This is a genomic window from Flavicella sp. IMCC45537 (assembly GCF_057197705.1).
The window spans coordinates 2,479,401-2,504,986 of the sequence record NZ_CM170067.1 but is presented as its reverse complement, the minus strand read 5'-3'; the positions used below and the strand labels follow the sequence as shown (position 1 = coordinate 2,504,986).

Below are 25,586 nucleotides of genomic sequence, written 5' to 3'. Positions count from 1 at the left end.
GAAGAAGGAAATCGATTATGAGAACAAGAAAATCCTTACACAAGAATTATATAAAATCAATGACAAAATCGCTGTCTGTTTTTCTTGTATTGATTTCAATAATTTCTTGTAAACACCATAATGAGGAGTATCATAAGGTAACGGATAAAATAAAAGCGGAAAGCAAACACTATAAAGGAACTAGTATTTCGTCTGATAAATATCTAGCGGAAAAGAATTTGATTGAGATTACAGAAGGAGCTCATACCTTTTTGATACCAGAAAGAAAAAGTCAGATCAAGTCTTATGCTTGTACTGAGTGTCATACAGATGATTTAAATAAAATAAAAGGGAAGGACGCTAAAAAAGGACATTGGAACATCAGTTTAAAACATGCAAATTCTGATATTATGAATTGTGCAACTTGCCATGATACCAAAAACCTAGATGAATTAAAGACCTTGACTGGGAATTCAGTTGACTTTAATATGAGTTATAAAGTATGTGGTCAATGCCATTCCAAACAATTTGAAGATTGGAAGGGAGGTGCTCATGGTAAGAAAATTGAAAGCTGGGCGCCACCTAGAGCTTCTATGACTTGTACAAATTGTCATAATCCCCATAGTCCAAGTTTTGAGCCCCGTTGGCCAGCTAAATACAATACCCAAAAGAAACAAGAAAGAAAATAACCAAACACCAAGTGTTTTTATAGCCAAAAAGATATGAGCGAGAAGAAAAATAAATGGTTTTCATTAAGACTTTCCAATAAGAAAAAATCTGAGCCTAAATCAGGTGGCTGCGGATGTGGTAAAACATCAGGTGGTTGCGGTTCGCATCAAACCAACGAATTAGCGAAACCAGTTGATGGTTTTGACCAAGTAATGGGAGCAACAATGGATAGGAGGAATGCTTTTAAACAGTTGACAGCAAGCTTACTGGTTGGAGCGGGTGCAATATCTACTTCTTGTAGTGTTACCACTGGAGATGATGCAAAGGAAAAAGCTCAAATAGACTGGGAGGAACAGTTTAAAGGGAATTATAAATTGATGAGCGAAGAAGAGAAAAAAGCAACGGTTGACAGATTGGTGCGTTCTCATCAATTGAACACCAAGGATACATTGGATATGTCTTCTAAATCGGCAGAAGAAGGAGTGTTGTTTGGTTATGCATTTAATATTTCTAAATGCCAAGGGTACATGGATTGTGTAAGCGCTTGTGTTACTGAGAATAATCAGGATAGAAATTCTCAGATGGAGTATATCCGAATTCATGAAATGAAGGAAGGTATGGCTTTGAATTTTAATGAAGCTGATGATAATTATTATCATGAAGTACCTGCGGAAGGACATTTTTACATGGGAACTCAGTGTTTTCATTGTGATAATCCTCCTTGTGTTGAGGTTTGCCCTGTTCAGGCAACTTGGAAAGAACCAGATGGAATTGTGGTAGTTGATTATGATTGGTGTGTGGGCTGTAGATATTGTATGGCAGCTTGCCCTTATGATGGTAGACGATTTAACTGGAGTAAACCAGAAGTACCCAAAGAAGAAATTAATAAAAATCAACATTATTTAGGAAACAGGCTGAGAAAGAAAGGTGTTATGGAGAAATGTACTTTCTGTATCCAGCGTTCTAGGGAAGGACAGAATCCTGCCTGTGTTGAGGCTTGTCCAACCGGAGCAAGGGTTTTTGGTAACTTGTTAGATCCTAATAGTACCATTCGTTGGGTTTTGGAAAATAAAAAAGTGTTCAGGTTAAAAGAAGATTTAGGTACTGAACCTAAATTTTGGTATTACATGGATTAAAAAGTAAAAAATATCATTTATAAATTGATTTAAATGGGAAATTTAAAAGTATTTAAAAGTTTGGTTATTGATAGTTTGGATATCATAACCCATGGTACAAAAAAGTATCATTTGTGGATGGCTTTTTTAACAGCAGTAATGTTGGCTGGTATGTATTGTTACTCTATACAATTAGAGGAAGGATTGCAGGTTACAGGAATGACAAATAGAGTTAGTTGGGGGCTTTATATCTCTAATTTTACATTTTTAGTTGGAGTAGCAGCGGCTGCCGTAATGCTTGTGATGCCAACTTATGTATTGCATGATGTAGATTTTAAAAGAGCGGTTCTGATTGGTGAAGGCCTAGCTGTAGCCGCATTGATTATGTGTTTGGCTTTTGTGGTGGCGGATATGGGTGGACCATCAGTTTTGTGGCATATGATTCCTGGAATAGGAGTTTTTAATTTCCCGAACTCAATGCTTACATGGGATGTATTGGTTTTAAATGGTTATCTATTTATCAATGTTACCATTCCTTTTTATATTTTGTTTCGTCATTATCAAGGCAAAGAAGCTTTGTCTAAAGTATATGTTCCCGGAGCCATTCTTTCTGTGTTTTGGGCAGTTGGAATTCATTTGGTAACCGCATTTTTGTATCAAGGATTGCAAGCACGTCCTTTTTGGAATAACGCATTGTTAGGACCTCGATTTTTAGCTTCGGCTTTTGCAGCAGGACCGGCATTGATTATTTTAGTACTAGCCATGATTCGTTCGCATACAGAATTTAAAATTGAAGATAAAACAATAAAAAAAATAGCGTTGGTAGTGGTTGTTGCTGCTCAAATCAATTTAATTATGTTGGTATCTGAGCTATTCAAAGAATTTTATGCTCCTACACATCATAGTGAAAGTGCCTATTATTTATTTTTTGGTTTGCATGGGAAAAATGCACTGCTTCCTTGGATATGGACAGCCATCCCGTTGAATATTCTTGCAACGATAACCTTAACTTTTCACAAGTTTAGAAATAATTTGACCATTCTTTATATTTGTTGTTTCATGCTGTTTGTCGCAATTTGGATCGAAAAGGGTTTCGGTTTGATTGTGCCTGGTTTTATTCCTGGTCCGTATGGTAAAATTGCAGAGTACACACCAACTGGAATTGAAATTGGTGTTACCCTTGGGATTTGGGCATTAGGAGCTTTTGTGTTTACTATATTGGCAAGAACTGCTGTGCAAATTGAAACAGGAAAACTTCGTTACAAGAAGAAATAATGGCTCTAATCCAAAAATATAGGTTTAGAAAATCATAAATATTCTGGTTTCTACTACTAAATTACCCTTTCATTTAAGACGTAAATAACTTTTGGTTTACAGATTAATATTTTTTGTTAAAGTATTTGTTTTAATGTTATCCTAGTGTTAATAGGGGATTGGGAGGTTAATTTTATAAAAATAATTATGGAGAAAATAGCTGTCATTAAGAAGTTCATTTTCTTAACATTAGGTTAATATTGAATCTGTTTGCATAAATGAGAACTTAAACTATATTTGCAGTCGAATGTAAAAAAAAGTTTATGATATCATCAAATGAATATTTCGACTCAAAAGTAAAGTCTTTAGGATATAAATCTGCAACGGGTAATTCTACTGTAGGGGTTATGGAGCCTGGAGATTATGAGTTTGGAACTTCTTCTCATGAAACTATGATTGTTGTTGAAGGAGAGTTGGTTGCTTTACTTCCAGGAGAGACTGAATGGAAATCTTTTAAAACTGGCACGTCTTTTGAAGTAGAAGCAAATAGTTCATTTAAAGTAAAATCAATAGGACAAACTTCTTATTTGTGTCAATACAAATAAGACGAAAAATATAGTAATTAGATCTTAGGGGTAGGATTTATTTATATATAGGGCTTTCATTAATTTGAAAGCCCTATTTTTTTGATTTTATTTAGTTGTTATTTGATGGATAGCTATCATTTATGTTCTTCTATTTTTTTAAATTACTTTGCAAAGATGGTTTTGTAGGATATAACGTTATAGATATTGATAACATTTGGATTTTATGTCTATTTTTGATTTGTCTTCTAGATTAAAAATCTAAAAGAAGTGAAACCATTTGTAATTACAGAATTTTAGCTTTGATGAAATTAGATGCCATAGATCTTAGGATTTTAAAAATCCTTCAAAATAAGTCAGACTTGACAACAAAAGAGTTAGCCTCTAAGGTTAATTTATCAGCAACTCCTGTTTTTGAGAGAGTGAAAAGATTGGAAAAACAGGGTTATATAAAGAAATATGTAGCTGTTTTAGATGCTGAAAAATTGGATAAGAATTTAATAGTTTTTTGCAATGTAACTTTAAAAGAACATACAAGGGAAATTGGGAATCAATTTGTAAAAGATATTATGACGCTAGAAGAAGTTACCGAGTGTTATAATATCTCTGGAGATTATGATTTTTTATTGAAAGTTTTGGTTAAGGATATGAAAGACTATCAAAACTTTGTGCTTAATCACTTAGGTTCTGTTCAAAATATTGGTAGTGCACATAGTACATTTGTTATGGGTGAGATAAAAAACACTTATGCAATCCCTGTATGATAGACTCCTTAACCTATAGAGAAGGAAGGCTTTTCTGAAGTTCTTTTCGGAGTTCTTTTTTTATCTTTTTACAATTAGTAAAAAAATACTTGATTTACATAAAATGTCAACTTTTCTTCAGGACGTGCGATAATTTTAAAATAGCGATGGCTTTTATTGTTAACCTTGATGCTCACTGTTTTTTTATTTACAAATTTGAATTTTGGAAATGTGGTTTTGCTATCCAACTGCCAGTTTTTGTTGTCAGTTGAACTCCAAATTTCCACTATCTTTAAGGGAGATTTCTTAGGGTTTAATTTTTTGTTCCAACGAGATCTAAAACCGCAGCTCAATACAATTTCTTGAATGTCTTGCTTGCTGTTTTCAAAACTAGCAATTGCGATTAATGGCTCTTTGTTAAATCCTGTCCAATATTTAGAAGAGATAATTTTTTGTGAATTTAACACGTAATTATCTATCAGAATTTCAGCTGCCTTACCCGTGTATTCTCCGTAAAAACCTTCATAAGTAACTTTAAAACTGTCTGGGTATATCCCCTTGCTATAAAATGTAAAAGATTTTACCTTACTGTCTTTCCATCCAGCTTTTGAGGCAATTGTTTTAAGTGTTTTTTTTCTAGTCCCTTCTAAAGACATAGAAATATATTCTGGCAGAATATCAGAATTCTTGTTAGGAGTTGAGTTGTCTAATGTATATCTAATGATTGCTCCATTTAGTTTGTGCCCAATTTGAATTGTATCTTTACCGTTGATAATATTTCCTTTACTTAATAGAATGGGAGGAGCTAATTCATATTCAGATTTTTTTTGTTCTTGGTAGCCTTCAATAAAGTTTATTTCTCCGAATTTCGTTTTTAGTGAGTTCGTTTCTTCAGAAGAAATGTTTGTATTCCAGATAAAAATCTCCGTTAGGTTTTTGAAGTTTTCCAATGAAGTTTCAATTGAATAATTTACCCCTGTATTAGCAACAGAAATGGATTGTAATTTTTTACAATTGCTTAAAGATTCTAAGGGGTTATCTTTGATGTTGGTAGTGTTTAAAATTAGTTTTTCGAGATTAGAAAACTTGTTTATTATAGCAAGATCTTTTTGTTCTATGGGTAAATTAGAAAGATTCAAATAAGTGATTTGATTCTTGATTTTTTCCAATTCAGAAAGTCGTTCTATTTTAAATTTTGATTTTCCAAAAACAGTAACATCAATAGCCGGACTTTTTGGTGATTTTTGAACAGCTGTTCGGTATGGGTCATTTAGACTTTCTATTATTTTTGAGTCTGCAAATGAAAACGTATACGCATGTTTTTTTGTTTTTCCTTTTTGAATCCAGTTTTCTGAAATATGTTTTTCCAATGCTGAGTTTTTTGCAAGATTGGAATAAGAGATATTAGCGTCAGCTCCTTCTGCAATCCAAAGTTTTATCAGATCTATCTCTTTTTTTGACAGTTGAGGTTTCCCTTCCGGAGGCATGTGTTTTTTGTTTTCTTTCGGAAGGGCTACTCTTTTTAAAAAGGCACTTTCTTCAGGGGAATGAGCTTCCCATAATTTTCCGTTTTTTCCACCAGTTTTTATGCCCTCAAGAGTACTTAAGTTCAAACCGCCTTTTTGTTTTTGTGAATTGTGACAACTTGCGCATTTGTCAAGTATAACAGGCTGTATAAAATTTTGATAAACTGTATGGTTGGTTTCTTTCGGGGTTAGCTCAGAGATTATAGGCTCACTGATGAAATTTGTTCCATGAGTTAGACTCGCACCATAATGTCCGGCAAAAATGATTGAGATAAAACTTAGATATATAAGACTTGAAAAAACGTATTTATTTTCTTTAACTAATACTGCAATAAATAACATAAAACTAATGCCTACACCTATCCATTTGTGTAGAGTTAGTAATTCTGAAGAGTTACTTTCTATTGATAATATTAGTCCCATTAAAGTGGCAATGGCTGTAGATACAGAAGTTAACCACAATAAATAGATATTAATTTTATGATACGAATCTAAGTCTAATTGCTTTTTGAATAGATTTAGCAATACCAAAAGAGATACAAAAGCAACCGGAAAATGTAGTATAAGTGGATGCATTCTCCCTAAAGGTTGAACCCAAAAAGGAATCTGTATTCGCGCTTCAAAAAATAATAAAAAGGCCAATAAAAAGTGTAAAAATAGTAACGTATTTACAACAATGGAACTGTGTTTTTTCATCAATATAAATTTTAAGAAACCGGTTAGGCAATAATGTCATTTACTACATGACCGTGAACATCTGTCAACCTAAATCTTCTACCTAAGTGTTTGTGGGTTAGTTTTTCATGATCGAGTCCCATGAGATGCATTATGGTTGCATGTAAATCATGTATATGAACAGGGTTTTCTATGATGTTATATCCAAGTTCATCAGTTTTACCATATGATGTTCCGGCTTTTACACCACCACCAGCCATAAACATACTATAAGCTCTTGGGTGATGATCTCTTCCATAATTGTCTTTGGTTAATTTTCCTTGACAGAAGTTAGTTCGTCCGAATTCACCTCCCCAAATGACAAGAGTTTCATCTAGTAAACCTCTTTGTTTTAAATCAGTTATTAAAGCAGCAGAAGCCTGATCTACATCTTTAGCCTGTCCGACCATTTCATTTCCTAAATTATTGTGTTGATCCCAACCTTGATGGTAAAGCTGTACAAAACGTACTCCAGATTCTGATAATTTTCTCGCTAATAAACAATTCGCAGCATAGGTTCCTGGAATCATTGAATCTGCTCCGTATAGTTTTTTAATATGATCTGGCTCAGAAGATACATCTGTGATTTCTGGCACTGCTGTTTGCATTCTAAATGCCATTTCATACTGTTTTATTTTTGCTTTTATTTCAGGGTCTCCAAACTCATCATATCCCATTTCATTCAGAGTTCCTAGATGGTTTAACATTTTTCTTCGAGATTCTGAATCCATTCCTTTTGGGTTGTTTAAATAAAGAATTGGATCTTCGCTCGCACTCAATTGTACTCCTTGATGTGTACTGTCTAAAAAGCCATTTCCCCAAAGTTTAGAGTATACTCCCTGTCCGTTTCCTTTTCCCTTGGATAATAAAACGCAGAAGGCCGGCAGGTTTTGATTCTCACTTCCCAACCCATAGCTTAACCAAGATCCCATACTAGGTCTGTTACCAACCTGAGCCCCTGTTTGCAAAAACGTTAAAGCCGGATCGTGATTAATGGCGTCAGTATGCATACTTTTTATGATGCATAAATCATCTGTGATTTTTGCAATATTTGGAAATAAATCACTTACCCAAGCGCCTGAATTTCCGTGTTGTTTGAAATCAAATTTAGATCCCACCAATGGGAGAGAGGTTTGTTTGGATGTCATTCCAGTTAAACGTTGACCGCCTCTTACGGAATCTGGTAATTCTTGACCAAACATATCTCTAAGTTTTGGTTTGTAATCAAAAGATTCTAGTTGTGATGGAGCTCCGTTTTGGGTAAGCATGATAATACGTTTTGCTTTAGAGGCAAAATGTTTCAAACCAAGAATGGGTTTTTCTGTGGTTGATTTGGCACCACTAAATAAATCTGGAACCAAAAGGGAGCCAAGTGCAACGCCACCAAAGCCCATCGCTGCTTTTTTGAAAAAATGACGACGATTGATGTTTATTTGATGTTCAAAAACTTCTTTTTTCATGAGAATTAGGTTTTGATAATAGTTTCTTCCATGTTGTACATGGTATGAATTATTTGCATTAAGGCTGCAACCTTGATCGTATTTCTGTTTTTTGCTATAGGATATTCTCCAACATCAATAAAGGCTTTTGCTTTTTGAGGCTGTTCTTTAAATTGAGCTTCTTGTTGTTGGTAATATTCTAAAAAAAGTTGTTTTTCTGTGGGTTTAATATTTCTACAAAGAATGGTTCTAAAAGCAGTTTCTATATGGTTAGAGATGGAATTATTTGCTGCGTTCAACTTTTCTGAATACACTCTAGCAGCTTCTAATACGGTAGGGTCGTTTAGCATAATTAATGCTTGTAGAGGAGTCATAGTATTGCTTCTTGAAACCTCACATTGGTCTCTTGTATTCGCATCAAAAAACATAGGTACGGGCGGTAATGAGGTTCTTTTGAAGAACATGTAAATCCCTCTTCTGTATAGGTCTTCGTTATGATCTTGCGTATAAGTTGCTAGCAGTCCTCTACCTGAGGAAGTTGCTTTCCACATTCCTTCAGGCTGATAAGTTTTGACACTGCGTCCTCCAACTTCTTTGTTCAGCAGTCCGCTACTCGCCAATACATGATCTCTTATCATCTCAAAACTATAGCGAGATCTTGGCATTCTTGATAAATATTTGTTTTCGGGATCAATGGCTAGTTTTTCCTCGGTTACAACAGTAGATTGCATATAGGTTGCTGAGGTAACCATCATTTTAACCAATCTCTTGATATCCCATTGGTGTTCTTGAAAGTCTTTAGACAACCAGTTGAGTAAATCAACATGACTTGGTAAGTCACCTTGCATTCCAAAATCTCCAGAGGTTTTGACTATTCCAACTCCAAAAAACTCTTGCCACAAACGGTTTACATAAACTCTACTGGTCAAGGGGTTGTTGGGGTTGAACAACCATTGACTTAGCCCGTACCTATTTTGAGGTAGTTTTTCTGTATCAAAAGGTAAAATAGATTTCGGTAGGTTTGGCGTTACAATTTCACCCTTTGCATCATAAACACCTCTATTTAAAATATGGGTATTTCGGTCTTCTATCCTTTCCTCCATGACCATTACCTTAACAGGGTTGTATTCTTTTTTATTTAAAAAAGGTAAACTATCCTTTGCTAGTTCGTTTGATATTGTAAGAAAAGGAGGTTCGGCAACCGTAGCATTTACACCACCAGCATGTTTTCTATAAGGGGTTTTTTCAAAAAAGGAAAAAGTGCTATAATAATCTTTTTGAGAAATAGGGTCATATTTGTGGTCATGACATTTCGCACATTCAAAGGTTAAGCCTAAAAAGGCTTTTCCAAAAGTATTTGTCCTATCTGTTAGGGTTTCTATTCTATATTCTTCAACTATAATTCCTCCTTCTTGACTAATTTTATGATTTCTGTTAAAGCCTGTGGCTAGAGTGGATTCTATATTGCTATTCGGTATCATGTCTCCAGCGAGTTGCCATGTAACAAATTTATCATAACCATAATTTTCATTAAAGGCATGGATTACCCAGTCTCTCCAAGGCCACATAGTTCTTAAGTCATCATCTTGATAGCCATGTGAGTCTGCAAAGCGTGCAACATCCAACCAAGAACTTGTCATTTTTTCTCCATAGTGCTTGCTTGCGAGCAATTGATCAACTACTTTTTCATAGGCATTTTCAGAATTGTCTTGTAAAAAATTTTCTTGAAGGGCAACGCTTGGTGGTAATCCAGTAAGGTCAAAAGAAACTCTTTTTAATAAGCGCTCTTTGTCTGCTTTTTTATTTGGAGTAAGGCCATGAGGTTCCATTTTTTTTGCAATAAAAAAATCTATCTCATTTTTGGGCCAATCTTCTTTTTTAATGGAAGGAATGTTTGGTTTTGAAATAGGTAAGAAAGCCCAATGACGTTTGTATTTAGCTCCTTGCTTTATCCATTTTTTTAGAATGATTTTTTCATTTTTAGTCAATGTCAGATTGGATTCTAAAGGAGGCATAACACTTTTCGGATCTTCTGAGGTAATTCTTTTATATACCTCCGAGTCATTTGGGTTACCAGGTATAATGGCGTGTGCATTTTTGTTTTCTTTCAGTGCACTATAGGCACCTTCTTCCGTATCTAATCTCAAATTAGCAAACCGTTTCTTTGCATCAGGGCCATGACAATTGAAACACTTATCAGATAATATGGGTCTAACATCAAAATTATAATCTACAATTTTAGGTACGGAAACATCCGTTAATTTTGAGTAATTATCGGATTTTTTTCCACATGAGTTTAGAATAATTAGGACTGAAAGTATGGCAAAGATTCTCATTATATGCGTTCTAATTTTGTTGGGTAGGCTCTGTTCGCATTCCATTGACAGATGTATAAATTTTTATCATTGTCAACACAGACATCATGACAATGATCAAAAATAGGTTGGTCTTGGACCATCATTTGAAGTTCCCCTCTCTTGTATTTTGGAGCGGTTCCTCCAGGGTTTGAAACTACTTTGTTGTTTTTGTCTAGTATGGTTACGAATCCTGAATTTGGGGTTCTTTCAATGTATTTCAACCTAGACCAACAAACTCCAGCATAAATGTTTTCTCCGTCAATAACAGGTCTGCAAACATAAGCCCCTGGTAAAAAAATGGTAGAAAGGTATTTACCATCTAGGGTATATCTTTTAAAAGAATTATGCATTCTAGAGGTACAAATCAAGGTAATGTTATTTGGGTCTCGATCATCTATGGCAACTCCATGGGCGTTGCTTAATTGATCGTCATTGAAACCTTTTCCTCCAAATTTTCTAATAAATTCTCCCTCTTTGTTGAATTGAAGTATCCAGTCAGAACCATAGCCATCAGCTACATAGATATCTCCATTAGCGGCAATAGCAGTTTCTGTTGGTTTGTAGCGCATTTTTTGAGTGTAAACACCAATATCAATCGGGTTCGGTAATTCCATTAATAGTTTACCATCTATGGTGGTTTTTACTACCCTTCCACTATTTGGGTCGGTAATAAAAAGAACATCCTCTGTTCCTTCTTGAAAAAGAGTTAGCCCATGTCCACTTTTATATTCATGGCCCCAAGTAGATATTACTTTTCCAGATTTATCATAGATGATGATATTGTTTTTGGTTTCATCGGTTATAAAAATCAACCTACCTTTTGAATCCATTACCATTTCGTGGCAGTTTTTTATAGGAGTACTATTTGGATTCAGGTTTCCCCATTCTTTATGAACACGATATTTAAAATCACCATGTCCAATAATTTCATCTTTCAAATCTGGTTTTTTTAAAATTGTAAAACCATAAGATGGGACGGACAACGCTGCAGTGGCAAGGGCTGTTTTCTTGATAAAATTTCTTCGAGTAGTTTCCATAGGTTAGATTTGACTTTTGATAAGCTTCGTTAGAATAGTTGAAGCGTATTTGGAGTTCAAAAATACCATGTAACTCGAGAAAGTTATGTGGAGTTTTTGTTCAAAAAGGTGGATTTATTCAATGAAAATCATGTGTTTCCTTTTTTCGGACGGAAGTGAGATGGTGGATTTCCATATTCTTTTTTGAAGATTCTACTAAAGTATCGACTGTCGTTATACCCCACTTTATAAGCTATTTCTTTCATGGTAAACGTTCCTTTTTTGATCAAATTCATGGCTAAAGATAATCGGTAGGAGTTGGTGTATTCAATAATTGATTTACCAGTTAAACCTTGTGTTTTTCTATATAATTGAGATCTGCTAATACCCAGTTCTGAACAAATAAGGTCCACAGAAAATTCAGGGTTTTCAATCTGACTTTCTATAGCGTTATTTAATTTCTGGATGTAGTTATTATCAAGTGTTTTTTCTAATAATTCAGCAGGAGATTTTCTATGTTTTTCTATCAAGAGCTTTCTTGACTCTAGTAAGTTTCTGATTTTTAATTTTATTTCGGCCAGATTAAATGGCTTTTGAATATAATCTTCTGCCCCACTTTGTAAACCAGTTATTTTATTTTCATCGCCTGATTTTGCCGTTAAAAATAGGAGTGGAATGTGAGCTGTAAGTTCATTGTTTTTGAGTTGATTTGCCATTTGAATACCATCAGTGTCAGGCATCATTATATCACTGATGATGAGATTAGGAATTGTTTTGATGGCGGTCTTGAGTCCTTGATTACCATTTTCAGCTTCTAGAATATGGTACTTTTCTGATAGTTCCTCTTTGATATAAGAACGAATATCAAGATTATCTTCAACTAGTAAAATAACATTTTTATCGGTTTGAAATTCATCTTGTTGCGGAACTTTGTCGTTATGTTTGGTCGTTAGGTTATGCTCTTTTAAGCCGATTGGCAAGATTACCTTAAAGTGTGAACCTTTTTGTTTTTCGCTGTGAAGGGTTATATTTCCTTTATGTTGTTGTACTAATTCTGATGTTAAAGAAAGTCCGATTCCACTGCTGTATCCAAATTCTGGATTTTCATCAAGTTGGTAAAAACGTTCAAAAACTTTTTGTTGTAGTTCTTTAGGTATTCCTATACCATTGTCAATTACATTAATTTCTAGGTAGCCTTGAATTACCTCATTTTTTTCGTTGAGGTGTATGTCGGTGAAGGAAACAGTAAGTTTTATAATTCCTCCTTTTGAAGTATATTTAAAGGCGTTTGAGACTAGGTTGGTTGCAATTTTTTCAACGACATCACTATCAAAAAAGAAGGTGTAATTTTCTTTAGGAATTTCATAGGAGTATTGGATGTTTTTTTCTTTGTTCCAATACTCGGCAGCGGCATTTATAGTGTCAAAAACGGATAGGTTTGTTTGAGGACTAATCTGTAATTTTTTTGTGGTTTCAAGTTTTCTGAAATCTAGAATTTGATTGATTAACACTAAAAGTCTAGAACTATTTCGGTACATCATCTCTAAAATTTTGTCCGAAGGTTTTGTGTTTTCTTTAGCAAATTTTTCTAAAGGAGAGGTGATTAATGTTAAGGGAGTTCTGAGTTCATGTGAGATGTTAGTGAAAAATTTTAATTTCATTTTTGCAACTTCCTCAAATTGTAAAACTCTTTCTTTTTCAATTTCAAATTTTAATTTGTTACGTTCCTTTCGAACAGTCCACCCATAAATTAAAAACAGAAATCCAATGCATATAATGCCAATCAAAATTTTGACCCAAAGAAATTCCCAAAATGGAGGTTGAATATGAATTTGAAGAGCTGTAGGTTCTTCGTTCCATATACCAGATTCATTAGACGCTTTTACGAGAAAAGTATACGCTCCGGAGGGGATATTTGTATAGGTTGCTTTTTGTGAGTTGTGTGCCTCAATCCAAGATTTATCGTAGCCTTTTAATTTGTATTTATATTTACTACGCTGGTTGTTATTAAAATTAATTACTTGAAATTCTAATTCGAATTTTTTGTCAGAATAATCAAGTGTTACCGTTTTTTCTACTTCAATATTTTTTAAAATATAGCTGCTATTTGGAGCAACCAACTCATTGTTTACCCAAAGTTTAGAGATATACAATTGTGGTTTTTTATTGTTTGGTTTAATGTCTTTTGGATCAAACAACATCGGACCTTTGGCGGTTGAAAAAAGTAGTTTGTTAGAACTTAGTTTGATACTTGCATTTGTGAATTTGTTTGAAATAAGTCCGTCTTGCTCGTATAAAATTCTGGCTGTGTTTTTTGTTGGATTGAATTGAATCAATCCATTTAGGGTTCCAATCCACAAGTTACCTTCAATATCTTCTAATATAGATTTAATAACATTGTCTTGTAAAATGGGATTGTTTAGTTGTGTAAAGCTATTTGATGCTGGGTCTAGTTTACAAAGTCCGGCTTTGGTCCCGATCCAAAGGTTGTAATTTTGATCTTCATAAATGTCATTGATAAAGTTGTTTGATATACTAGTATTGTCATCAAGATGATGTCGGTAGTTTATAAATCGATCAAGGTTAGTGTCATATTTTTTTAATCCATCTCCAAAAGTTCCGAACCATAAATTCCCTAGATGATCTTCAAAAACTTTTCTTGCACTATGAAAGTAGCCAATTCCATTAGGGTTTTCAGCTTCACATTCATAATGAGTAAAATCTCCTGTTTTGGGATAAAAGGCAGAGATTCCTAAAACTTCTCCAATCCAAAGTTCATTTTTTTTAGTGTGTAATAAGGAAAATGGAAACAAGTCTTTTTTTTCCGTTTTTAGAAGTTTTCCTGTTTCAGAATAGTTAAAAATATGATGTCTGTTCACTACCCAGATAGTATTATCTATAGCGTTGTTGAAATTAATAGTAGTACCTGGTATAGGGAATGTTTTAAATAACTTATGAGTTGTTTTTGAAAATAAATGCATCACATTACCTTCAAGAACCCAATAGTAATTCAGAGTTTCTTTAACAGTGGTATTAGGTTTGGTTCCTAAGAAATTTTTGAAATTTGTAGCTTTCCTTTCAAACAAGAAAAAACTTCCATATCTATCAAGTATCCATGTGTTTTTGCTTTTTTGATCATGAAATATTGTGTTTGCTTGGAAGGAAGTTTCGTTGTGAAATAAAGAATTTAAATCAATGCGATGTTTTAGGTGAAAACTAGAATCACAAATAGAAACATATTTTCCGGCGGTAAACCAACAATTATTGTCATTTTCTTTTTTTAGAAAAGTAAAACCTCCCATGTCACTTTCAAAGGTTGCTAATTTGTTGGTATTTGTAAGTTGTGAATGATTTTTAGAGGAAGATAAGAGCTTTTTGTTGAAAATTTCTATGCTACCATGACTTTGAGATTGTTCTAGTGGTTCATGAAAAATTCTAGTAAATTTTTCAGTTTTAGGATTGAAAATATTCAACCCAATCCAAGTTCCAACAAATAGATTCCCATTTGGCTTTTCTCGGATTGAGAGTACGTTATTATGGCTAATGCTTGTGCCGTCTGTTTTTGAAAAAGTATATCTTTTAAATGTATTTGTTTTTCTGTCAAGCAAGTTTAATCCGCCTCCATCGGTACCAATATAAAGTTGATGGTCTGTTGTTTCATAGATGGTTCTAACTTCGTTAAAAGAGAGGCTTTTAGGGTTTTTTGGGTCATGGGTAAAACGCTCAAAACTATCAAAATCTCTATCGTATCTTAATAATCCACCTCCATAGGTTCCAATCCATAAAGTTCCCTGGTAATCTTCATAAATACAAGAGATATGATTGTCGGTAATCCCTGTTTTGTTTTGTGGATTTTTAATGTAGTTTTTAAAGTTACCACCATTGTATCTCCAAAGTCCGTTTAAAGTGGCAATCCAAACAAATCCGAATGAATCTTGAGCAATATCATAGGTGTTGGTTTCAATTGGCAATTGAAAGTGACTAACTTTATAGCCTTCAATAAATTTCTGTGACCAGTTTTTTTGACTGATACAGCACAACAATACAATTAGAAATAATCTTCTTAGAATCACGGTTTTTTACTTAAAACGCTGTTTATGTGGGGTAAAAGATAGTTTAAAAATTTTGAAAAAAAGGGAAGTGTTGTTTTAATCAAAATTCATAGACAATTGAATACGTTTTCTAACGGTGTCTACTTCTTCAACACGTACTTTTACATGTTGATTTAAGTGAACTTCATCACTCACATTTCCTACATAACCTTTTTTAAGTTTTGAAATATGAACCAAACCACTTTCTTTGATTCCGATATTTACAAAGCATCCAAAATTGGTCACATTATTTACAATCCCAGGGAGAATTTGTCCTGTTTTTAAATCATCTATGGTTTTGATAGTCGCGTTGAATTCAAAGACTTTTACTTTTTTTCTTGGATCTAATCCTGGTTTTTCAAGTTCAGAGATTATATCTTTTAAAGTTGGGATTCCAACAGCGTCAGTACAATAGTTGTTCAAGTCGAGGGTTTTTAAGATCTCTCTGTTTCCAATAAAATCATCTAATGCCGTTTTGGTGTCTTTGGCCATTTTTTTTACGATAGCATAGCTTTCAGGATGTACGGCTGAATTATCTAAGGGGTTTTTGGCGTCTTTAATTCTTAAAAAGGCAACAGATTGTTGGTAGGCTTTTGCACCCAATCGAGGAACTTTTTTTATTTGATCTCTACTTACAAAAGCGCCATTTTCTTTTCGGTAAGTAACAATATTTTCCGCTAGCTTTGGACCAATTCCTGAAACATAGCTTAATAAAGAGTTACTCGCAGTATTGATATTGACACCTACTTTATTTACGCAGAATTCTACAACTCTGTCTAACTCTTCCTTTAGTTTAGTTTGATCTACATCATGTTGATATTGTCCTACTCCGATAGATTTTGCATCAATTTTCACCAATTCTGCAAGAGGATCAGCAAGTCTTCTTCCTATCGAAACCGAACCTCTAACGGTAACGTCATAATTTGGGAATTCATCTCTAGCTATTTTGGAGGCCGAATAAATTGAGGCACCTGCTTCGTTTACAATAAAAACTTGAATGTCTTTTTCAAACCTAATTTTTTTGATCAAGCTTTCTGTCTCACGAGAGGCGGTACCATTTCCAATGGCAATAGCATCAATTTTGTACGCATTTACAGCTGTTGTAATTTTACCAATAGCCTCTCTGTCTTTATGTAAAAAAATGGTGTCGTTGTGTTTCAAATTCCCATAAGCATCCAAACATACCATTTTACAACCTGTTCTAAAACCAGGGTCTAAAGCAAGAATATTTTTTTCTCCTAAAGGTGCTTGTAACAGTAGTTGCTTTAAGTTTTTTGCAAAAACTTGAATGGCATTGGTGTCCGCTTTTTCTTTGGCAATAGAAAGTACTTCGTTTGAAAGTGCTGGAGCTAATAATCTTTTGTATGCATCTTTAATAGCGAGTTCTATTTGTTCTGAACACTCGTTTTGTGATCGAATCATTTTAGAAGCAATTCTTGTCAATGCTTGTTCTTTATCAATGTCAATTTTGATTCTAACAAAACCTTCTTTTTCTGCTCTTAATAAAGCCATTAATCGATGAGAAGGACATCTGAAAAGAGATTCTGACCAATCAAAATAATCTTTGTACTTCTGGGCTTTTTCGTCGTTAGCTTTAGATTTTACTACCTTAGAAGTAATAGTAGCTCTTCTTTTAAATTCATTTCTTAATGAAGTTCTGATATCAATTCTTTCATTGATCCAATCAGCAATAATATGTCTTGCACCCTCTAAAGCTTCTTCAGAAGATTGAATCTCTCCTTTTATAAATTTATGACTTGTGTACTCTAAATCATTGGAGTTTTGGGCCATGATTATTTTTGCCAATCCTTCCAAGCCATGTTCTCTTGCTTTGTCTGCCTTTGTTTTACGAGATTTTTTATAGGGTAGATATAGATCTTCTAACTCAGTATTAGAAAAAGTATTCTTGATTTTATGTTCTAATACGCTGTCTAAAGAACCCTGCTCTTCTATAGATTTTAAAATTGTTTTTTTTCTTTTTTCTAACTCATCATATACCTTTTTATGACTTAAGATGTCGCTAATTTGAACCTCATCTAAATTATTAGTCATTTCTTTTCTATATCGTGCAATAAAAGGAACTGTACAATCTTCAGAAATTAATTTTAAGGTATTAATAATACTGATATCTCTAAGGTCAGTATTGGATTTTATATAGTCAAGGATTTCCATAATTTGTATATGCTGTACGTATAGTGAAGAAACAAAAATAGATTAATACTTTAAAAAAAGATACTTTTATAATTGCTTTCATTCAAAACTATCTAGATTTTATGTTTATAGTTTGGTTTTTTGTGCGATAAATAGTGTCTTTTGTCGAAATATTTTTTTGAACAATGAATGTTGAGCGATATTGTTCGGTGAAGGTTCATTTTTGTATTTTCACCTTTTTGAATTTTCGAATCAAAATAAATAACCAATAACTTAATTTGTATTATGGAGTCAGCTACAGTAAACACCAAAAAATCAAGTATCATTCCTATTAGTATTATTGCTGGAGTGTTTTTTATTTTTGGATTTGTAACATGGATCAACGGAGCGTTGATTCCGTTTATGAAAACGATCAATGAATTGACTGAGGCTCAGTCTTATTTGGTTGCATCTGCTTCTTATATTTCGTTTGTTTTAATGGCTTTACCCGCTTCTTCTATTTTGAATAAAATAGGTTACAGAAAAGGGATGTCATTGGGGCTTTTTGTTATGGCGATTGGGGCGCTAGTATTTATTCCTGCTGCAGAGGCAAGAACGTATTGGGTTTTCTTAACCGGGATTTTTATCCAAGGAATAGGGATGACTTTATTGCAAACAGCTGCGAATCCTTATATTACTATTTTGGGGCCAATTGAAAGCGCTGCCAAGAGAATATCAATTATGGGGATTGCCAATAAAGTGGCAGGGGCTTTAGGTTCTATCATTTTTGGTTCTTTGTTGTTGTCAGGTATTGGCGAAGTGAATAAGAAATTAGAGTCTGTGTCTGAACAAGAAAAAGAAAGACTGTTGGATAGCATGGCAGACAGTGTTTTTATGCCCTATGTTATTATGGCAATTGTGTTAGGTGTTTTGGGAATATTAATTAGAAAAGCTCCTTTGCCACACGTAGAACCTGCTGAGGAAACTTCTGAAGAGGGAGCGACAGAGAAAACTAGTATTTTTGAATTTCCACATTTGTGGTTCGGAGTATTGGCGCTGTTTTTTTATGTTGGAGCAGAGGTTATTGCTGGAGATACCATTATTTCATACGGTATTTCATTAGGCTTCGAGGAAGCCGATGCTAAATTTTTTACCACCTTTACACTCATGGCCATGGTGGTTACCTATTTGCTTGGTGCGGTATTGATACCAAATTATATCAGTCAGAAAAAAGCATTGATTGTAAGTGCGATATTAGGGATTATTTTTAGTGTTGGAATATTAAGTACCACTGGTTTTGTTTCAATATTATTTGTTGCGGCTTTAGGAATAGCCAATGCTTTGGTGTGGCCGGCAGTATGGCCATTGACTTTAGATGGATTAGGAAAGTTTACCAAAACGGCCTCCGCATTGTTGATTATGGCAATTTCAGGAGGAGCCATTATACCTCCCTTATATGGTAGATTGGTAGATGCGAGTAAGCATGAGATGATAGCCGAAGGGGTAGATGTTTTAGATGCTACTACAGTTTCTGCAACGAGTAGTTATTGGATTTTAATTCCGTGCTATTTGTTTATTTTGTTTTTTGCTTTAAAAGGGCATAAAATTCATAGTTGGAAAAAATAGCTCATAAATATAGTTTATAAAAAAGTTCACTTAACAAAAGTGGACTTTTTTGTTTGTTAGACTTTTATGATCCATTTTTTACGAAACATGATATATGCTAATCCTAAATAAAAAAGAGTTACAGAAAAGGCGTATAACAATGAAGCTAGTTTTAAATCTCCTATGAGTGAGACAAAATAATTTTGGAATAGGAAAGAGTGAATGCTTTCTGTTTCGTTTAATTTTATCAAATAAAAACATTTTGAAAGTAGGCTGGAAAGAAAATAAATGGATATGGCATTGGTACCTGCATATTTAAAGATATTTCCAAAGTTCAGTTGCACTTCATCAGAAAAATAATAGATAATTGTTAAGAAAAGGGTTCCATAACCAGCTGTAACCAGTACAAAAGAGCCTGTCCAAAGCGCCTTGTTCAGAGGGTACCAAATGCTCCAAATATATCCAGAAAGAAGCAATGTAAATCCAGTTAATGCTAATAGATTTATTTTGTTATCGGCATGTACCTGTAATATTTTCCCAAGCAATATCCCTATAATGCAGGTGATAACGGAAGGGATGGTACTCAGAATTCCCTCAGGATCATAATCAATTTGCCAAGTATGATTTTTTAATAATTGTAGGTCTATATAATTGGCCCAATTATTTGGACCACGTTCTAGTGAAGGTATGCTTCCATTAGGTAAGGGGACAAAATTGGTAAATAACCAATAAACTGCCAGGGTTCCTATAGAGATAGAAAGCAGGGTTTTCCAATTGTATTTTAAAAATAAAAGCGAACTAATAAAAAATACGATTCCTATACGTTGTAAGACTCCCGGAATTCTTAGGTTATTAACGTCTGAGAAAAATGGAAAAGAAGGAACGAAAATATTTAAAAACAATCCGAGTCCTATTAATTTTAAACTTCGAATCAGGATTTTTTTATAGGTTTTTGAATTGTTTTCTGCGTTTTTATAGGCATATGAAATTGAGATCCCTACAATAAACAAGAAAAAGGGAAAAATTAAATCAGTGGGGGTAAGCCCATGCCAGTTAGCATGTAAAAGAGGAGCGTACACGTGATTCCAGTCACCTGGCGTGTTCACTAAAATCATTGCAGCAATCGTAAAGCCACGTAAAATATCCACAGATTGTATTCGATTTCTCATAAGATCTTTATTTATCAAATGAAATGTAAAAAAACACTTATTAAGATATAAAAAACTTCTTTAGAAAACAGAATCTAGGCGATAAACAACTGTTCTATTCTTGGTTAAGAATAGTTTTTTTGGTGGTTGCTACATATTTTCTTCCTATAGGTACTCGTTTGGTCGCAATTTCTATCAGGTTTCCTTCAATACTGTTTACTTTATCTATGGCAATCGTAAAAGATCTATGGATTCTTAAAAATTTTTCTTTTGGAAGTTCTTCTGTAATACTTGTAAGAGATTTGTGCACCAAATAATCACCTGTATTTGTAAATACCTTTATATAATCTTTCAAACTCTCAATATATAAAATGGTGTCGTATTTTATTTTTACAAGTTTTTTTTCAACTTTCAAAAATATAAAACCCTCATTATTAGTTTCTTCTTCCGTTTTGGTTGCTCCGCGTTGTAATTGTACTTTTTGAGTAATTTTATTAATAGCTTTTAAAAACCTTGTAAAAGGAATTGGTTTGACCAAATAGTCTAGCACATCAAGGTCAAAACTTTCAAGGGCGTATTCTCTATAAGCGGTAGTGATTACAACATTTGGTTGCACATCAACGGTTTTTAGGAACTCTAGACCATTCATTTTCGACATATTGATATCTAAGAAAATAACATCAATTTTTTCTTGTTTCAAAGTCTCAAGAGCAGCAATAGGATTATTAAAAGTGGCTATGATTTCAAAATTATTGAATTCTTGTAAATGAGTTTCAATCACTTTTATAGCTAAAGGCTCGTCGTCAATTATGATCGCTTTTATGTTCACAGTATGTTTAGGTTTATTGCTTCTGGTTTAAGGGTATCGTCATTTTTACTTTGTAGATATTTTTATCAGCTTTCGACTTTAACTTATATGAATTTTGATAAAGTAACTGAAGTCGTCTTGCAACGTTGGGGTTGCCAATCCCATGTTTTTCGGTTTTAGTAACCTTTACAAAGTTGTTCTCTGTGGTAAATATAAGTTTTTTATTTTCTATTATTTTGAATCCTATTTTAACTTTTAGTTTGTCATTTCCGTTTTTTCCATGTTTAAAAGCGTTTTCTATAAAAGGTAAAAATAATAGAGGAGGTAACATAATATCCGAAATATTTCCTTTGATGGATAGCTTTACTTTGATGCTTTCTCCATGTCTCATTTCTTCTAAATCTATATAGTTTTGAATGTATTTTATTTCTGTAGAGAGGGCAATAGATGGTTCTTTTACATCATATAAAACATATTGCATGATGTCTGATAATTTCAAGACAACACTCGGAGCGATATCTGATTTTTCTAGGGTTAGAGCGTATAAATTATTTAAAGTGTTGAAAAAAAAATGCGGTTGAATTTGAGATTTTAAAAAATTTAATTCCGTTCTAAGTTGTAATTTTTTTAAGTTTTCGGCTTTTTGTTTTTGATAAATCCATTCCACTGTAAGTTTGATTGCTGCGGCAAAAGCCACTACATAAATTTCACCAAGGGTTACTGCAACAATATGGTTGAATTGAAAAGCATTTTGAACACCTTCTGCCTCTGGCCAAATATTTTTACTCACTAGGAAATAATTAAAGCCTGTTCGAGTAATGTATAAAATTGCTAAAGAGGTTGTGAAAAAAATAAAAAACAAAGCATATTTTTTATTCAGAATAAATCTTGGTATTAAAAAATAGATGGTGAAATACACCAAAATAATATGCAGAGGAAATTCGACCAAGTTTGACTTTAATGAATACCAATAGTCATCAAAGTAGCTTCCCCATCGAATAAAATTCAGAGTAAAATAACTCGCCCAAAAAATCAAATGATATTTTAAAGGGATTCTAAAGTTGGCTTTTTTTAAGATGTTAACTATCGGCAAAGTCCTGTTTTTATTGGTAAATATTTGTTTTTTAACGTGTTGTGTTTTGTCAAATGTAATATTTTTTATGATAAAATTATGATTAAAAATTTTTGAAATATACTTTGTATCTTAATAAATGTCATTGGTTGGTCGTTTTCTGTCGTTTGGCGAGATTTTTTTTTACAGGCCCAATCACCTCATACTTTTATCATGAAAACCAATTAACAATATTTTTATGAAAAAAATTAACTTAGTATTTATTACGATTTTTTCCATGCTGTTTAGCCTTCAGGTTTCGGCACAAGAAAAAAGTATTACTGGTACAGTAACCACGGCTGCTGATGGAGTTCCCCTACCTGGAGTTTCTGTATTTGTGGTAGGAACTGATAGAGGTACCACAACAGATTTTGATGGTCTATTCTCTATAGAAGCATCTGCAGGTGAGCAATTGAAGGTTTCGTTTTTAGGAATGAAAGATGTTTCGGTAACGGTAGGAGATTCGAATTCTATCACTGTTGCCATGGAAGAAGATTCTCAGGCCTTAGATGAAGTAATCGTGACAGCTCTTGGTATTAAAAAAGAGAAAAAAGCCTTGACGTATTCTGCACAAGAAGTTGGCGGTGCTGAATTAACTAGAGTAAAACAAACCAACCCAGTAAATAGTTTATCTGGTAAATCAGCCGGGATTTCTATTACGCGTAGTTCTTCGGGTGTGGGTGGAGCTTCAAAGGTTGTATTAAGGGGTAACTCTTCTACAACAAACAATGATCCTTTGTATGTTATTGACGGTGTGCCAATGCAAAATAGCGGTAACGGTTCAAATGGTGAAGCACCAGGAACAAATGTTTTCGGAAGTCAAACAGGAAACCGTGATGGTGGTGATGCAATGTCTATGATCAATCCTGATGATATTGAGAGTATGTCGGTTCTAAAAGGAGCTTCTGCTGCTGCACTATATGGTTCTCAAGGAGCGAATGGGGTAATCTTGATTACCACAAAAAAAGGAAAAGAAGGTAGATTGTCTGCCAACGTAAGTTCTGCTTTTACAATGGATAATGTGTTTGTAACCCCTAAATTACAATCAGAATATCAATCTAATTCCGTAGGGCAACCTATTGCAGAGAACGGAAATGTTGCAGACCCAAAATCATGGGGAGCTAAAGCAGATGGATTGTCAAATAATGCTGAAGATTTCTTTCAAACGGGATATACAGCAATTCAATCTATTGCTTTAACAGCAGGTACCAAAAAAGCACAAACGTATTTATCTTATGCAAATACTTTGGCAGAGGGAGTTATTCCTCAAAACAAAATGATTCGTAACAACTTAACTTTAAGAGAAACGATGAGTTTTTATAAAGACAAGTTGCAAATCAATGCAAGTGTAAGTTTGTCTGATCAGAGAATTAATAACAGACCTACAAATGGTTTGTATTCAAATCCTTTAACAGGTTTGTACTTGCATCCTGTAGGAATTGATAGAGGTATTTATAAAAATAAATATGAATATTTCAATGAGGCAACAAATATGATGGATCAATATGCAACCTCTTTTGATGAGAATATTCAGCAAAATCCATATTGGTTGATTCACAGAAATCCATCACAAGATATTGCAGAAAGAGTTTTGGCAAATGTATCTGTAAATTATAAAATTACAGAAGCCTTCTCTTTACAATCAAGAGTTAGTTATGATAAGTCCTTCTTTACGTTTGACAAAAAAATGTACGCTGGTAGTGATTTGACATTTGTGCCTGCAACAGGACGATATATTGTTGAAAAAACAGAAAACACACAGCAATACATTGATTTAATAGCAAATTATAACAAGAATATTTCTGAAAATGTTTCTTTAACAGCTTTGTTGGGGACAAGTTTGACAAAATATTCAACTGGTGATCAAATCTTTTTAGATTCTGGAAATGGTACAGGATTAAACTATCCTAACTATTTTACAATTGCAAACTTTACTTCTACAAATGATATTCAACAAACAGTATCTAATAGAGAGGTTCAGTCGGTTTTTGCATCAGCAAACATAGGTTTCTATAACAAAGTGTTTTTAGATGTAACGGGAAGAACTGACTGGTCTTCTACATTGGTAAACACTGCATCAGAATCTTTCTTTTATCCATCGGTTGGTTTAACAGGAGTTTTATCTGATATTATTGAGTTGCCAGAAGCGATCTCATTTGCGAAAATTAGAGGTTCTTATGCAGAGGTTGGTAAAGATATTCCACCATATGCTACAATTCCATTAAACTCTATTCCACTAGGACAAGGGAATTTTGCAAAACCTACTTTTGGTGTAAAAGAAGGAGAGACATTAAGACCAGAAAGACAAAAATCATTTGAAATCGGTACAGAATGGAGATTCTTAGGAAATAGAGTAGGGTTTGATTTGACTTACTATAACTCAAAAACGACAGATCAAATATTTTACATCCAAGCGGAGCCTAATACGCAAGGATATGTTCAGAATATTGTAAACGCTGGTGAAATTTCTAACGAAGGTATTGAGTTGGTAATTAACGGTAAACCTATTGTAAATGATAATTTCGTTTGGAATTCTTCATTGAACTTTGCAATGAATAAGAATAAAGTAGTTTCTGTACATCCAGATTTAGAAAATGGTGAAGCGGTTCTTACAGCTCCAGGAGTAAATGGTTATGGGTATTCATTAGTTGAAGGAGAAGATTTTGGTTCAATTAGAGGTAGATCAGTAGTTAGAAACGCAGACGGTTTACCAATAGTAACAGATGATGGTGCAGGAAACTTAACTATAGAATCTACAGATTTTGAAACGATTGCACATGCACAACCTGATTATACTTTAGGGTGGAACAATAATTTTGAATACAAAAACTTTAATGTAAGCTTTTTGATTGATGCCAAAGTTGGAGGTAATGTTGTAAGTGTTACAGAGGCGGTAAATGACTTTTATGGAGTGTCTCAAGCTTCTGCAGATACAAGAAATACCAATGGAGGTATGGTAAATGTTGTTGATACGGACGGAAATCCTTTACAAATGACAGCACAAGATTATTACCTGAAAACAGGTGGTAGAGCCGGTATGTTGGGTGAGTATGTTTACGATGCTACCAATGTTAGTTTAAGGGAGTTTTCTGTAGGGTATAATTTAAACTTTAAAGAAAGTGTTGTGAAAAACTTAAGACTTTCTTTAATAGCAAACAACCTTTTCTTCTTTTACAAAAATGCGCCATTCGATCCGAATATTGCGGCTAGTACAGGAAATGGATTGCAAGGAGTTGACATCTACGGTCAACCTTCAACTAGAAGTGTAGGATTAAATGTTAACGTAAATTTCTAAGA

General features: G+C 33.7%; 16 protein-coding genes. 7 read left to right on the top strand and 9 right to left on the bottom strand.

Annotation, left to right across the window (positions count from 1 at the left end; genetic code table 11):
- The first annotated feature begins 17 nt into the window (after positions 1-17).
- The 5 genes from AC2DGP_RS10220 to AC2DGP_RS10200 all read left to right on the top strand — a co-directional run bounded on the left by AC2DGP_RS10220 (position 18) and on the right by AC2DGP_RS10200 (position 4,365).
- Positions 18-668, top strand: a complete 651-nt coding sequence (locus tag AC2DGP_RS10220; RefSeq protein WP_484489962.1) for a multiheme c-type cytochrome — start codon at positions 18-20, stop codon at positions 666-668.
- Positions 669-701: 33 nt separating this feature from the next.
- Positions 702-1,784, top strand: a complete 1,083-nt coding sequence (locus AC2DGP_RS10215; protein ID WP_484489961.1) for a 4Fe-4S dicluster domain-containing protein — start codon at positions 702-704, stop codon at positions 1,782-1,784.
- 33 nt (positions 1,785-1,817) lie between these two features.
- Positions 1,818-3,038, top strand: coding sequence for a sulfate reduction electron transfer complex DsrMKJOP subunit DsrP (gene dsrP / locus AC2DGP_RS10210; RefSeq protein ID WP_484489960.1), 1,221 nt, complete (start codon positions 1,818-1,820; stop codon positions 3,036-3,038).
- A 302-nt stretch (positions 3,039-3,340) separates the two neighbouring features.
- Positions 3,341-3,622: a pyrimidine/purine nucleoside phosphorylase gene (ppnP, locus tag AC2DGP_RS10205; protein WP_484489959.1), complete on the top strand. Its 282-nt coding sequence runs from the start codon at positions 3,341-3,343 to the stop codon at positions 3,620-3,622.
- Positions 3,623-3,906: 284 nt separating this feature from the next.
- Positions 3,907-4,365 (top strand): Lrp/AsnC family transcriptional regulator, encoded by a 459-nt coding sequence (locus AC2DGP_RS10200; RefSeq protein ID WP_484489958.1) that lies wholly within the window; start codon positions 3,907-3,909, stop codon positions 4,363-4,365.
- Positions 4,366-4,439: 74 nt separating this feature from the next.
- Here AC2DGP_RS10200 and AC2DGP_RS10195 read toward each other — a convergent pair whose 3' ends face one another.
- From AC2DGP_RS10195 to AC2DGP_RS10170, 6 genes are all read right to left on the bottom strand, one after another.
- Entirely contained in the window at positions 4,440-6,566 is a 2,127-nt protein-coding gene (locus tag AC2DGP_RS10195; protein WP_484489957.1) for a c-type cytochrome domain-containing protein, read from the bottom strand.
- A 23-nt stretch (positions 6,567-6,589) separates the two neighbouring features.
- Entirely contained in the window at positions 6,590-8,044 is a 1,455-nt protein-coding gene (locus AC2DGP_RS10190) for a DUF1501 domain-containing protein (RefSeq protein WP_484489956.1), read from the bottom strand.
- Positions 8,045-8,049: 5 nt separating this feature from the next.
- Positions 8,050-10,359: a PSD1 and planctomycete cytochrome C domain-containing protein gene (locus AC2DGP_RS10185; protein ID WP_484489955.1), complete on the bottom strand. Its 2,310-nt coding sequence runs from the start codon at positions 10,357-10,359 to the stop codon at positions 8,050-8,052.
- The gene (locus AC2DGP_RS10180; RefSeq protein ID WP_484489954.1) at positions 10,359-11,417 is read right to left on the bottom strand and encodes a twin-arginine translocation signal domain-containing protein; all 1,059 of its coding nucleotides are present in this window, start codon (positions 11,415-11,417) and stop codon (positions 10,359-10,361) included. Before AC2DGP_RS10180 ends, AC2DGP_RS10185 begins: the two co-directional genes overlap by 1 nt.
- Before the next feature lie 128 nt (positions 11,418-11,545).
- Positions 11,546-15,469 (bottom strand): hybrid sensor histidine kinase/response regulator transcription factor, encoded by a 3,924-nt coding sequence (locus AC2DGP_RS10175; RefSeq protein ID WP_484489953.1) that lies wholly within the window; start codon positions 15,467-15,469, stop codon positions 11,546-11,548.
- A 75-nt stretch (positions 15,470-15,544) separates the two neighbouring features.
- A complete protein-coding gene (locus tag AC2DGP_RS10170; protein ID WP_484489952.1) occupies positions 15,545-17,659 on the bottom strand; it encodes a Tex family protein in 2,115 nt (704 codons plus the stop codon).
- A gap of 264 nt (positions 17,660-17,923) precedes the next feature.
- Between AC2DGP_RS10170 and AC2DGP_RS10165 the strand changes: the two genes are divergently transcribed.
- Positions 17,924-19,243, top strand: coding sequence for a sugar MFS transporter (locus AC2DGP_RS10165; RefSeq protein ID WP_484489951.1), 1,320 nt, complete (start codon positions 17,924-17,926; stop codon positions 19,241-19,243).
- A 56-nt stretch (positions 19,244-19,299) separates the two neighbouring features.
- On the opposite strand, the gene AC2DGP_RS10160 is transcribed toward AC2DGP_RS10165, so the two are convergent.
- From AC2DGP_RS10160 to AC2DGP_RS10150, 3 genes are all read right to left on the bottom strand, one after another.
- Positions 19,300-20,391 carry an acyltransferase family protein gene (locus tag AC2DGP_RS10160; protein ID WP_484489950.1) on the bottom strand — a complete coding sequence of 364 codons (1,092 nt, stop codon included), beginning with the start codon at positions 20,389-20,391 and terminating at the stop codon, positions 19,300-19,302.
- A 94-nt stretch (positions 20,392-20,485) separates the two neighbouring features.
- Positions 20,486-21,199 (bottom strand): LytR/AlgR family response regulator transcription factor, encoded by a 714-nt coding sequence (locus tag AC2DGP_RS10155; protein ID WP_484489949.1) that lies wholly within the window; start codon positions 21,197-21,199, stop codon positions 20,486-20,488.
- 13 nt (positions 21,200-21,212) lie between these two features.
- The gene (locus AC2DGP_RS10150) at positions 21,213-21,968 is read right to left on the bottom strand and encodes a sensor histidine kinase (RefSeq protein ID WP_484489948.1); all 756 of its coding nucleotides are present in this window, start codon (positions 21,966-21,968) and stop codon (positions 21,213-21,215) included.
- A gap of 520 nt (positions 21,969-22,488) precedes the next feature.
- On the opposite strand from AC2DGP_RS10150, the gene AC2DGP_RS10145 reads away from it, so the two are divergent.
- Complete coding sequence (locus AC2DGP_RS10145; RefSeq protein WP_484489947.1) at positions 22,489-25,584, top strand: SusC/RagA family TonB-linked outer membrane protein; 3,096 nt, start codon at positions 22,489-22,491, stop codon at positions 25,582-25,584.
- Positions 25,585-25,586: the final 2 nt, after the last annotated feature.